This window comes from Streptomyces sp. NPDC058665, assembly GCF_042714995.1.
Taxonomy (GTDB): domain Bacteria; phylum Actinomycetota; class Actinomycetes; order Streptomycetales; family Streptomycetaceae; genus Streptomyces.
In genome coordinates, this window is the sequence record NZ_JBHXRX010000003.1 from 182,751 (window position 1) to 195,002 (window position 12,252).

Below are 12,252 nucleotides of genomic sequence, written 5' to 3' on the forward strand. Positions count from 1 at the left end.
CAGCCATCACGAACGTATTCGGACACCCCTGATGTCACGGTGGAGTCGGTGCCGCCGTCCCCGGCCGCCGGATACCTGTTCCCGGCCCCGCCGCACCGTCCGCCACGGGATGGAAGACTGATGGGGTGAGTACAGATCAGCCGCCCCGGATCTCCCCCGTCAGTGCGACGCGACGACGCGATGTGATCGACGCGCTGCGGCGAGGGGCCGTACCCGAAAGTGGTCTTGACCTGCTGGCAACCGGCCTGAACCGCTTCGAGACCGCACTGGACGCGGAGCTTTCGGCGGTGGCGTCGGGCGCGTCGGTGTTCAAGGCGGTCCGCGGGGAGTACGGATCCGGCAAGACCTTCTTCACGCGGTGGCTCGGCGAGCGCGCCAAGCGCCGGAATTTCGCCGTGGCCGAGATCCAGGTCTCGGAAACCGAGACTCCGTTGCACCGGCTGGAAACCGTCTACCGCCGGCTCACGGAACGGCTGGCCACCCCCGGGTTCCCACCGAGCGCGCTCCGCCCTGTCGTCGACGCGTGGTTCTACGCGCTGGAAGAGGACGCTCTGGCCGACGGGGCCACCGAAGAGGGCCTCTCCGAGTCGGTCGAGCGGCTCATGGCCGCGCGCCTCGCCGAGGTGTCCCGGCACGCCCCGTCCTTCGCCGCCGCGCTCCGTGGGTACCGCGCCGCGCTCACCTCCGGTGACGAGGCCACCGCGGCGGCCGTCATGGCCTGGCTCGGCGGACAGCCCCATGTGGCCGCCGCCGCCCGCAGAGCCGCCGGGGTTCGGGGGGATCTCGACCACTTCGGCGCGCTGGGCTTCGTCCAGGGACTGCTCACGGTGCTGCGGGACAGCGGCCACGCGGGGCTGTTCCTGGTACTCGACGAAGTGGAAACCCTCCAACGGGTCCGTTCGGACGCCCGCGACAAAGCGCTCAACGCACTGCGGCAGCTCATCGACGAGGTGCACTCCGGTCGGTTTCCCGGTCTCTATCTCATCATCACGGGCACACCGGCGTTCTACGACGGCCAACAAGGTGTGCAGCGATTGGCACCCTTGGCTCAGCGACTGGCAACCGACTTCACCACCGAACCGCGCTTCGACAACCCACGCGCCGTGCAGCTGAGGCTTCCGGGTTTCACGGAAGCGTCGTTGATCGCTCTCGGGCAGACCATCCGGGACCTGTACGCGGACGGGTCCGCGAATCCGGAACGCATCGCGGCGATGGCCGACAACGCCTACGTCGCGGACCTGGCAGGTGCCGTCGGCGGCACTCTGGGGGGCAAGGTCGGAGTGGCCCCCAGGCTGTTCCTGAAGAAGCTGGTGGGCGATGTCCTCGACCGCATCGACCAGTTCGAGGACTTCGATCCGCGCAGACACTACGCGTTGACGGTGAATTCCTCCGAACTCACCGAAGTGGAAAGGAACGCTGCGGCGACCGGGGCGGACGACGTGGAACTGGAGCTTCCGTGACAGGAGGCGACCAGGACTCCGACCCGCTGGACCGGCTGCACCCGGGCCTGGTCCACCACATCGTCAACTCCCTTGGCTGGCCCGCTCTTCGACCTCTCCAGGAGGAGTCGATCGCTCCCCTCCTCGACGGGGCGGACGCGGTACTGCTGGCGCCCACAGCTGGCGGAAAGACGGAGGCCGCGGCCTTTCCATTGCTGTCGAAGATGGCGCTGGAAGGCTGGACAGGTACTTCCCTGCTCTACGTCTGCCCCCTCAAGGCGCTGCTCAACAACCTCGTGCCGCGGCTTGAGACGTACACCTCGTGGGTGGGGCGTACTGCCGCGCTGTGGCACGGGGACGTGACGCACTCACGTCGCAAACGCATCCTCAGCAACCGGCCCGACGTGCTGCTCACCACCCCCGAGTCCCTCGAAGCCATGCTGGTCAGCACCAATGTCGACCATCGCGCCTTCTTCTCGGGCCTGCGGGCGATCGTCGTCGACGAGGTGCACGCGTTCGCCGGCGACGATCGGGGATGGCATCTGCTCGCCGTACTGGAGCGGCTGGAACGGGTGGCCGGGAACCCGGTGCAGCGAGTCGGCCTCTCCGCGACGGTAGGCAACCCGGAGCAGTTGCTGCGCTGGCTTCAGGGCTCAGGGGCCGGAAAACGCGTAGCCCATGTCGTTGCTCCCCATCTCCATCTCCGTGAAGTCTCCGCGGCGCTCCCCCCACCCGGGGAGGTCGAACTCGACTACGTCGGCTCTCTCGACAACGCGGCCCGGGTGGTCGCGGCCCTCCACCACGGCGAGAAGCGGCTCGTGTTCTGCGAGTCCCGCCGGGAGGTGGAGGAACTCGGCGCCGGCCTGCGCGCGAAGGGCGTCACCACGTTCCTGTCCCACGCCTCACTCTCCGTGGACGAGCGGACCCGTGCCGAGGAGGCATTCGCCGAGGCCCGCGACTGTGTGATCGTCTCCACCAGCACACTGGAACTCGGCATCGACGTGGGCGACTTGGACCGAGTCCTGCAGATCGGCGCGCCGGGCACCGTCGCCTCATTTCTGCAGCGCATCGGGCGCACCGGTCGGCGGTCGGGGTCCGTACGCAACTGCCTCTTCCTAGCCATCGACGAGGCCGATCTGCTGTCCGCCGCCGCTCTTCTCCTGCTGTGGTCGCGTGGCTGGGTGGAACCGATCACTCCGCCTCCCGAGCCCCGGCACATCGCCGCTCAGCAGATCCTCGCGCTGTGCCTTCAGGAGCATCGGGTCGGGGACCGGCTGTGGCAGGAGTGGTGGGGTGGCGCCGGCCCCTTCGGTCCCGCTGCGGAACCCGTGATGCGTCATCTGATCGAGCAAGGCTACCTGGACCGGGACGGAGGCATGCTGTTCATCGGCCCCGAAGCCGAACAACGCTTCGGATTCCGGCATTTCATGGATCTGACGGCGGTGTTCACCGCGGCCCCCGAGTTCACCGTGCTGTCCGGACGCACGGAGATCGGCACCACGGATCCGGCGCTGCTCACCGATGAGGTGGTAGGGCCGCGCCGGCTGCTCCTCGCCGGACGCAGTTGGCAGGTGACGTACATCGACTGGTCACGGCGGCGCTGTTTCGTGGAACCCGTTGAAGACGGCGGCAGGGCACGCTGGGGTGGCATGGGGCTCGCCCGATCCGCGTCGTTCGAACTCGCCCGCGCCGCACGGGAGGTCCTGCTCGGCTCGACTCCTCCGGTCAGACTGACTCGGCGCGCCGAGGGCGCGTTGGCGAAGACCCGGGAACGGTACGGCGAGATGGTGCACGCCGGCAGCACCGTCATGATCCGCGATGGCCAGGACACCAACGTTCGCTGGTGGACCTGGGCAGGCAACCGGGCCAACGCCACACTCGCGGCCACACTTACCTCGGTTGCCGACCCCCTGCAGCGCCCAACCGACGCGTATGTGCGGCTGCGCGAGGACATCACGCCTCAGGAGTGGAGGAAGGCCGCCGCAGAGGCTGCCGAACACCTCTGTCTGCCCGCCGTGGACCCTCGCGCGGTGGCCGGGCTGAAATTCAGCGCCGCCCTGCCGCCTCGTCTGGCGGAAGCAACCGTCGCATCACGCCTGGCCGATCTGGACGGGGCGGCCGCCGTCCTGCGGGAGCCTGTCAGATTCATGCACCGAACTGCGGCTGGCAATGCCAGGGAGTGACGTGCTTAGCGCTCCTCGGCCAACACACGCAGCTCAGCGGCAATGAAGGGGACATCTCTCCCATTGGCCGCGTGCCTGTCAGAGTGAACCGCTCCGGGGCTGATGGAGGCTCGGGAGTGCCCCGAGTTGGGTGGAGGCTGCTTTGCGTTCAGCTAGCTGGGCTGTAATGCACGGAGAATCACCGCAGCCCATTGATCAGGATGCGTGCCCGCAGTGGCCGCGTGGGTGGCTACCTTCGTGGCTGCGTTCACAGCCGCGTGTACCGGTTTGAACTGGTACGGACCGGGGTCTAGTGAAGTCCTTCGACTTACGAAGAAGGGACCCTGACCAGCATTTTCCCTGGCCGTAGCGTCCTTGGCGGCAGACGAGTCGGGCTCTACGCCGGATTCTGTCGCCCGGTCGCCTCGCGGCGGCCGGGGAGACGGCCATCCATCTAGGACCGGCGTTGCCGCCGGCCTCGTGCGGTCCACCCGCGGACTCGGGCGGGCAGCCCTCGGACGTCCGCGCAGGGCCGTCTCGCGACGGCCCCTCTTGACCTTGCTCCAAGTGGGGTTTACCTAGCCGCCCGAGTCACCTCGGGCGCTGGTGGTCTCTTACACCACCGTTTCACCCTTACCCGGCACCTGAGCGCCGGGCGGTCTGTTTTCTGTGGCACTGTCCCGCGGGTCACCCCGGGTGGGCGTTACCCACCACCTTGCCCTGTGGAGTCCGGACGTTCCTCGGGAAGATCCGGAGATCTTCACGCGGCCGTCCGCCCGGCTCGTCTGCCGTGATCGTCATGGTACCCGGCCGGGCGGGCCGGTGGCGGCCGGCCGGGTCCTTGACCTTGCCGCGACGTCAGGGTTTCTACTGGGCGTATGCGAATCGGAGAGATCGCCGCACTCGTGGGGGTCACCTCGCGGGCGGTGCGGCACTACCACCACATGGGGCTGCTGCCCGAGCCCGGGAGGCGGGCCAACGGGTACCGCGTCTACTCCGTACGGGACGCCGTACTCCTCGCCAGGATCCGGCGGCTCTCCGAGCTGGGGCTCAGCCTCGACGAGGTACGGGACGTCCTCGCCGACGACGCGGGGCGTGAGCTGGCGGAGGTGCTCGGGGAGCTGGACGCCGATCTGGCGCGGCAGGAGGAGGAGATCCGTAACAGGCGGCGCAGGCTCGCCGAGCTGATGACGGAGCCGCTGCCGCCCGAGGGGCCGGTGTCGCCCGAGCTGGCGCGGTTGCTGCGGGCCGCGCCGGACCTGGACTCGGCGACGGCGGTCAAGGACCGCGAGCTGCTCGTGCTGCTCGACACCGCGGGCGGCGGCGAGGAGTTCTACGAGGCCCTGCACCCCCTGCTGGAGGACCCGGACGTCCTCGCGCTCTACGGCCGCCTCGACGACCTCGCCGACGCCCCGGCGGACGATCCCCGCATCGTCCCGCTCGCCGACGCGCTGGCGGCCATCGTCCCGGACGCGGTGCTGGACGCGATGCCGGAGGACGACGGGCCGCCCGTGCTGGAGGGGGTCGGAGCGGCGATCTTCGCCGACTTCTCCCCGGCCCAGGCCGAGGTGGCCCGGCTGGTGATGGAGGCGCTCGGGCGGATGCGGGACCAGCGGGCGAAGAAGCGCCGGGGCGAGAGGACGGAGGGGACGGGATGAGCAGGGCCCTTTGGGTGTTGGTGCCAGCCGAGCTCACGCTGGTCGTGTGTCTGGTGGCGGGCGTGGACGTCCCGACTCCGGTGCTGCTGGCCGCCGAGGCGGCCGTGCTCACGCTGGTGGTGGCCGAGGCCGTGCTCGTACGGCGGCACTACAAGGCGGCCCGGCGGGCCGGGGCCGAGCGGCGGGCCGCCCTCGTCTCGGCGGTGGAGGCCGCCGTACCGGCCACCGTGCGCCGGCTTCTCGTCAACGAGCTGCGGGGCATGACCAGCCTCGTACGGTGGGTGGGGCGGCGGGTCCACGGCGTACGCGAAGGTGATCTCGCCGCCGCGTACACCGGCCCGCAGACGGCGATGATGTACGGCTTCCTCTTCGTGTCCGTCGTCGAGACGGTGGCGCTGGCGATCCTGGTTCCCTGGCCGCTGGTGCACCGGATTCTGCTGGTCGTGGATGTGTACGGCCTGCTGATGGTGCTCGCGCTGCACGCGAGCTGTGTGACCCGGCCGCATGTGGTGGGCGCCGACGGATCGCTCCGGGTGCGCTGGGGCGCGCTGTTCGACATGCCGATCGCGAGCGACCGGATCAGCTCGGTACGGGTCGAACGCCGTTACCCGGACGGCTCGTTGATCAGGATCGACGAGCCCGGCGGCACGCTGGACCTGATCGTGGGCGGGCAGACGACGGTACGGGTGGAGCTGACCGGGCCGGTCGGGTTCGTACGGCCCATGGGCAAGCGGGGCACGGCGACGGTGGTCCGCTTCCACGCCGACGACCCGGCGGCGCTGGTGGCCCGGCTCACGGCGGTCAGGAAGGTTCTCCAGCCGGTCAGCGCGTGTTGCTCTGTCTCTCCGAGTCCGGTCCCGGAGGAGCGGGCGTCGTGCCGCCATGGATCACCAGCGGCAGTACGCGGTAGGCGACGCGTTCGCTGAGGATGACCTCCGTCTTGGTGCGCACAACGCCGGGCAGCTTGATGAGCTGCTGGATCACGTCCTCCAGATGCCCGTTGTCGCGTGCCACTACCCTGCACACCAGATCACCCTCACCCGCGATGGTGTGCGCTTCGAGGACCTCGGGCATGGCGTGCAGGGCCGTGGCGACATCGTTCAACCTGCCCTGAGCCAGGTGGAGATGGACCAGAGCGAGAACGGGGTAGCCCATCATCGACGGGCTCAGTCGCGGCGCGTAGTCGGCGATCACCCCCATGCGCTCAAGGCGGGTGAGTCGGGCCTGCACGGTGCCCCGAGCCACTCCCAGAACGCGCGCGTACTCACGCATGCCGGCCCGCGGCTCCTCCACAAGCAGACGCAGCAGTGACGTATCGAGGTCGTCCATGGCTGTACCGGTGGCCTTTCGCCGAGTGGGGCCACCAGGCAAGCAGTAGACCAATGGCTCAGTCAAGGAACGGATCTCTTGACCAGTGCACCTGCTGCACTTCTACCATGCGTACCAAATGAACAGTACGCCTGCCTGTCGTTGAGTTAGGTGATCGTATGACCGCTGTGAAGGCTTCAACGGAAACGCCCAGAAGCTTCACGCTGGAGGACCGATACCTGCGGGCCGAGGGCACGGTCTACCTGACCGGAGTCCAGGCCCTGGTTCGCCTTCTGTTCGACCGGATCAGGCACGACCGGGGGACGGGGCTCGACAGCGCGGCCTTCGTCTCCGGCTACGAGGGCTCGCCCCTGGCCGGCTTCGACCTCGAACTCATGCGTCGCACCCACCTGCTCGCGGAACACGACGTGGTACACCGGCCGGGGCTCAACGAGGAACTGGCCGCCACCTCTGTCATGGGCAGCCAACTGGCCGGCGAGGTAGGCACCTTGCGTTCGGACGGTGTGCTCGGGCTCTGGTACGGAAAGGCACCCGGCCTCGACCGCGCCACCGACGCCCTGCGTCACGCCAACCTTGTCGGCGCCTCGGCGCGCGGAGGCGCGCTCGTCCTCGTCGGCGACGACCCCGCAGCGAAATCGTCCTCGGTGCCGTGCGCCTCCGAACTCGCTCTGGCCGACCTCGCCATGCCGATCTTCAGTCCGGCGGACCCCCAGGACATCCTGGACTACGGTCTGCACGCCGTCGAACTGTCCCGGGCCAGCGGCGTGTGGGCCTCGATGAAGGTCGTCGCCAATGTGGCGGACGCGGCGGGAACAGCCATGGTGCACCCCACCTGGACCCCTCCCGTCCTGTCGGCCCGCGCCTACACCCATCGCCCCGACGGACGCCTTCTCGGCGCCGGCCTCGCCGCGTTGGAACGCAGCCTCCACACTGTCCGGCTCCCGCTCGTCCACGAATATCTGCGCGCCAGCAACATCAATCGCATCCTGAACCGCACCCCCGCCGACCGGATCGGCATCATCACCGCCGGCAAAGCGCACCTCGACGTCCAGCAGGCCCTGCGAAGCCTCGGCCTGGACGAAGAGGCCCGCACCCGTCTCGGGATCCGCCTGCTCAAACTCGCCGCCATCCACCCGGTCGAGCCCACCATCGTGCGCGAGTTCGCCACGGGCCTGAGCGAAGTCATCGTGGTGGAAGAGAAGCGTTCCTTTGTCGAAGCGGCCGTCAAGGACATCCTCTACGGCAGCCCTCAGGCGCCCGCTGTCCACGGCAAGTGCGATCCGGACGGAACGACGCTCTTCAGTGAGATCGGGGAACTCGGCCCCGAGGCCATCGCCACCGGTGTGTCCCGGCGCTTGAGCGACCACGGGATACGTCCACCCGCACAGGCCCCCGAGCCGCGCGAGCGCATCAGCCTGCCGTTGCTGACACGCACGCCGTACTTCTGCTCGGGCTGTCCGCACAACTCCTCCACGAAGGTCCCCGACGGGTCGCTGGTCGGCGCCGGCATCGGCTGCCACACGATGGCGGTCTTCATGGAACCCGAACAGGTGGGCAACGTCGTCGGCATGACGCAGATGGGGGGCGAAGGAGCCCAGTGGATCGGCATGGCCCCTTTCCTCGAAGACGACCACTTCGTACAGAACATCGGCGACGGCACCTTCATGCACTCAGGCAGCCTCGCCATCCGCGCCGCCGTCGCCTCCGGTGTCAACATCACCTACAAACTGCTGTACAACTCGGCCGTGGCCATGACGGGCGGACAGCAGGCGGTCGGCGCCCTTCCGGTCGAACGCATTGCCTCACTGCTGCTCCTGGAAGGCGTCTCCAAGGTGATCATCACCAGCGACGCCCCGGAGCGCCTGCGCAAGGGCGCCGTACCCAAACCGGTGGAGGTCCGCCACCGCGACCAGCTCATCAGCAGCCAGGAAGAGCTTGCCGCCACACCCGGCGTCACGGTGCTCATCCACGACCAGGAATGCGCCGCCGAGAAACGGCGCAAACGCCGACGCGGCAAGGAAGCCGCTCCGGCCACCCGCGTCGTGATCAACGAAAGGGTCTGTGAGGGCTGCGGGGACTGCGGTACCAAGTCCAACTGCCTGTCCGTACAGCCGGTCACCACCGAGTTCGGACGTAAGACGACGATCAACCAGTCCTCGTGCAACCTCGACTTCTCCTGCCTCGACGGAGACTGTCCCTCCTTCGTGACCGTGACACCGACCGGTCGTAAAGCCCGTCGGACGCTGCCGGACCTCGCCCCGTCCGAGCTGCCCGAGCCCGTGCGAGAGACCGAACGCGACGCCTTCACCATGCGCATCGCCGGCGTCGGGGGCACCGGCGTCGTTACCGTCGCCCAGATCCTCGCCACCGCCGCCGTCCTCGAAGGCAAGCACGTCCGCACCTTGGACCAGACGGGCCTGGCGCAGAAGGGCGGCGCGGTCGTCTCCGACCTGAAAATCACAGCGACCCCTCTTGAGCAGGCCGCGAAGCTGGCCACCGCGGAGTGCGACCTCTACCTCGTCTGCGATCTCCTGGTGGGCGCCGAGAAGAAGTACCTCGCCGTCGCCGACCCCCACCGCACCACCTCGGTGGTTTCCACCACCGAAGTCCCCACCGGACGTATGGTCGTTGACACCGCTGTGGCCTTCCCCGACCAGCACCTGGTCAACGACAGCATCCGGACGGCCAGTGCCCGCACCTTCCACCTGGACGCCCGAACCCTGTCCGAAGACCTCTTCGGCGACGACCAGTTCGCCAACGTGCTCCAGATCGGCGTGGCCTACCAGAGCGGCGCCCTGCCTCTGTCGTCCCAGGCGATCGAGCAGGCGATCACCCTGAACGGCACCGCGGTCGACGCCAACCTCCAGGCCTTCCGCCGCGGCAGGCAGCTACTGGCCGAGCCGGACGCGCTGCGAGCAGCCTCGGCGTCCTCCGCGCAGCCCCTCGCTCCGCGCCCCACACCGCCCTCCGCCGTTCGGATCAGGTCCCTCGTCGCGGCCCCGCCCGGAACCGAACTCGCCCGGCTGCTCGACATCCGCATCCCGGACCTCATCCAGTACCAGAACGAGCGATACGCGCGCGGTTACGCCCTGTACGTCGAACAGATCCGAAGCCTGGAGAAAGGGCCGACTGTCGTTACCGAGGCAGTCGCCCGCAACCTGTACAAACTCATGGCCTACAAGGATGAGTACGAGGTCGCCCGACTCGCCCTCGACGAGAACCTGAAACACCAGATCGAGTCGCGGTTCGGAACGGGCTCGCGCTTCTCCTACCGCCTCCACCCGCCCGTGCTGCGGGCCATGGGCATCAAGCGCAAGATCAGTCTGGGCTCCTGGTTCCGCCCCGCTTTCCGCGTCCTGCGCGTCATGCGCGGGATCCGCGGCACCCGTGTGGACCCCTTCGGATATGCCCACGTCCGCCGCGTGGAGCGCGCTCTCATCGACGACTACCGGCGCGGCATCCTGAAGGCGCTGTCCACCGACGGCCACGATCCTCGCCTCGTCAAGAACCTCGCCGAACTGCCGGACATCGTGCGCGGCTACGAAGAGATCAAACTGCGCAACGTCGCCCTCTTCCGGCGGCAGCAGGAAGAACTCCTCGCGAAACTCTCCACCACAGAAGCTGAGATCTGAGAAGGCACCACTGGGATCACCAGTCGCTACGATGGCTCCGTGAAGCATCTGCCGGCAATCCTCAGCACCGATCACTCCCACCCGAACGCCACCGAGCGCGCTTACATCGCGATCAAGCGGCGGATCATCGAGCTGGAACTGTCGCCGGGCGCGCATGTGACCAAGACCGATCTCTCCCGCCTGGCCGACGCCGGCACGATGCCGGTCCGGGAGGCGCTGACCCGACTGCAGCGGGACGGTCTGGTCCATGCCCTGCCCCGGTCGGGGTACCGCATTCTGCCCGTGACGCTGAAGGGCACGCGGGACCTGTGCGCGTTCCGGCAGCTCCTGGAGACGGAGGCTGCCGGGCTGGCCGCCGAGCACGGTTGCCCGGAGGCGAGCCTTGCCCGCATGGAGGAACTTCTCGGCGCCACGTACGAGTTGGGGGACACCGGCAGCGTCGATGGTTTCCTGCGCGCCAATCTTGAGTTCGACGCGATCATCGCCAACAACTGCGGCAACGACATGCTGGCCCAGTCGATCACACGAGTCTTCGACGAGCTGGAGCGCGTCCTGCGGATCACGTTGAAGTCGCTGCCGTTCTCGGCCACGGCGGCCCAGCAGCGCAGGGCGATCCTGGAGGCCATTCGCGCACGCGATCCCGCCGCGGCTCGCACAGCCATGGACAGCCGCACCCGGACCTCGCAGCAGCACATCATCGACGCGCTCATGTCCAGCGCCTCGATCACGGAGGCCAGCATCCAGATCTCCTGAGCAGGGAGAGGCTCTCCCTGGTTTTCCGAAACCGTTGACAGAGGGTTTCCTCAGCGGTGGACTAAGATCTCAGTTTCTTAAATAGAGATCTTACTCTCCGAACCTCCGAAAGGAAGCACGATGGTTCTCCAGCGACTGCCTGCCCTCGAGATCGCCGAACGGGCACTCCAGCGGTCAGGATCGAACGCCGATCCGATCCCCATGAGGGGTGTGCCGGTTCTCCCGATGCCCAGCCATGTCGTAGAAGCGGTACGAACAGCCGCAGGCCAGGTTTTCCCTCGCCGCAGCCAAGGCTCTACCCAACTACGCCGGGCCATTTCCGACCACCTGGCCGCCACCTTGCGGCTCGCCGTTGACCCCGGGACCGAACTGCTCGTCACCCACGGCGCTCAGCACGGAATGAGCGTGGCGCTCAGAGCTCTGCTCAAGCCGGGCGACGAGATCATCGTCCCGGCCCCCACGTACTTCTTCGACGGCATGATGCGGCTGGCGGGGCTGCACCCACGCTATGTGCTCTCCGATGAGAGCCGCGGGTGGGATCACGATCCGGAGGCGATCGAGGCAGCGGTCACCCCCTCGACCAGGGCCCTGTTGATCTGCAATCCCAACAACCCCACTGGCTTCGTCCCCCACCGCGAACGCCTCGAACAGCTTCTGGACGTCGCAGCCCGGCACGGACTGATCGTCTTCGCCGACGAGTCCTACGAGCGCTACGTCTGGGACGGTCCCGGCTACGTGCCGCAGATGCTGCTGCGTGAACGCCATCCCGATCTCGTCACGGTGACCAGCCTCAGCAAGAACTACTCCTTCACCAGTTGGCGCGTGGGCTACGTGAGCGCCCCCGCCCATTTGCTTGAGCAGATACACCGAGCCCTCGAATGGGACTCCATCAACGTCGGCGACGTGGCTCAGGCCGCAGCGGAAGCTGTCCTCACCGGCCCGCAGGAATGGATCGAGCCCGCGTTCGCGACCATGCGTGTCCGCCGCGACATCCTCGTGGACGGCCTCACGCGAGCAGGTCTGAAAGCGGTACGCCCCGACGCCGGCGTCTTCACCTTCGTCGACTTCACCACCGTGGGAGTCCGCGGCCGCGCACTGGAGAACCTGCTGCTGGAACATGGCATCACGGTCATTGCCGGTGACGCCTTCGCCGGCCCTGGTACGCATGCCCGCATCCTTTACGGCGGGGCCGTGGCCGACCTTGCCGAAGTGGGTCGGCGGCTGACCAGGCTGACCACGCAGGTCCAGCGCCGCTGAGACCGTGCACGACGGCATCATC

The 12,252-nt window shown here is 68.2% G+C and carries 8 protein-coding genes and 1 other RNA gene; 7 read left to right on the forward strand and 2 right to left on the reverse strand.

What is annotated here, in order from left to right:
- Positions 1-125 precede the first annotated feature (125 nt).
- Together brxD and ACFWV8_RS03135 are read left to right on the forward strand one after the other, a co-directional pair.
- Entirely contained in the window at positions 126-1,460 is a 1,335-nt protein-coding gene (gene brxD / locus ACFWV8_RS03130) for a BREX system ATP-binding protein BrxD (RefSeq protein ID WP_384197461.1), read from the forward strand.
- Positions 1,457-3,622 carry a DEAD/DEAH box helicase gene (locus ACFWV8_RS03135; protein WP_384197462.1) on the forward strand — a complete coding sequence of 722 codons (2,166 nt, stop codon included), beginning with the start codon at positions 1,457-1,459 and terminating at the stop codon, positions 3,620-3,622. Before brxD ends, ACFWV8_RS03135 begins: the two co-directional genes overlap by 4 nt.
- Positions 3,623-3,983: 361 nt before the next feature.
- Here the strand turns inward: ACFWV8_RS03135 and rnpB are convergent.
- Positions 3,984-4,385: RNase P RNA component class A (rnpB, locus tag ACFWV8_RS03140), an RNA gene on the reverse strand.
- Between the two features lie 94 nt (positions 4,386-4,479).
- Between rnpB and ACFWV8_RS03145 the strand changes: the two genes are divergently transcribed.
- Together ACFWV8_RS03145 and ACFWV8_RS03150 are read left to right on the forward strand one after the other, a co-directional pair.
- Positions 4,480-5,259: a MerR family transcriptional regulator gene (locus ACFWV8_RS03145; RefSeq protein WP_384197464.1), complete on the forward strand. Its 780-nt coding sequence runs from the start codon at positions 4,480-4,482 to the stop codon at positions 5,257-5,259.
- Positions 5,256-6,185, forward strand: coding sequence for a hypothetical protein (locus ACFWV8_RS03150; protein ID WP_384197466.1), 930 nt, complete (start codon positions 5,256-5,258; stop codon positions 6,183-6,185). The genes ACFWV8_RS03145 and ACFWV8_RS03150 overlap by 4 nt, the downstream gene beginning before the upstream one ends.
- Here the strand turns inward: ACFWV8_RS03150 and ACFWV8_RS03155 are convergent.
- The gene (locus ACFWV8_RS03155) at positions 6,082-6,588 is read right to left on the reverse strand and encodes an Lrp/AsnC family transcriptional regulator (protein WP_384197467.1); all 507 of its coding nucleotides are present in this window, start codon (positions 6,586-6,588) and stop codon (positions 6,082-6,084) included. The two genes, ACFWV8_RS03150 and ACFWV8_RS03155, sit on opposite strands and share 104 nt — an antisense overlap.
- 158 nt (positions 6,589-6,746) lie before the next feature.
- Between ACFWV8_RS03155 and ACFWV8_RS03160 the strand changes: the two genes are divergently transcribed.
- From ACFWV8_RS03160 to ACFWV8_RS03170, 3 genes are all read left to right on the forward strand, one after another.
- The gene (locus ACFWV8_RS03160; protein ID WP_384197469.1) at positions 6,747-10,220 is read left to right on the forward strand and encodes an indolepyruvate ferredoxin oxidoreductase family protein; all 3,474 of its coding nucleotides are present in this window, start codon (positions 6,747-6,749) and stop codon (positions 10,218-10,220) included.
- A 39-nt stretch (positions 10,221-10,259) separates the two neighbouring features.
- Positions 10,260-10,973, forward strand: coding sequence for a GntR family transcriptional regulator (locus ACFWV8_RS03165; RefSeq protein WP_384197471.1), 714 nt, complete (start codon positions 10,260-10,262; stop codon positions 10,971-10,973).
- A gap of 225 nt (positions 10,974-11,198) precedes the next feature.
- Positions 11,199-12,230, forward strand: coding sequence for a pyridoxal phosphate-dependent aminotransferase (locus ACFWV8_RS03170; protein ID WP_384197473.1), 1,032 nt, complete (start codon positions 11,199-11,201; stop codon positions 12,228-12,230).
- Positions 12,231-12,252 lie beyond the last annotated feature (22 nt).

What these genes read in the sequence shown, in the direction of transcription:
- ACFWV8_RS03145 (WP_384197464.1), top strand. Translation starts at nt 4,480, where the DNA reads ATGCGAATCGGAGAGATCGCCGCACTCGTGGGGGTCACCTCGCGGGCG.
- ACFWV8_RS03150 (WP_384197466.1), top strand. Translation starts at nt 5,256, where the DNA reads ATGAGCAGGGCCCTTTGGGTGTTGGTGCCAGCCGAGCTCACGCTGGTC.
- ACFWV8_RS03155 (WP_384197467.1), bottom strand. Translation starts at nt 6,588, where the DNA reads ATGGACGACCTCGATACGTCACTGCTGCGTCTGCTTGTGGAGGAGCCG.
- ACFWV8_RS03160 (WP_384197469.1), top strand. Translation starts at nt 6,747, where the DNA reads ATGACCGCTGTGAAGGCTTCAACGGAAACGCCCAGAAGCTTCACGCTG.
- ACFWV8_RS03170 (WP_384197473.1), top strand. Translation starts at nt 11,199, where the DNA reads ATGCCCAGCCATGTCGTAGAAGCGGTACGAACAGCCGCAGGCCAGGTT.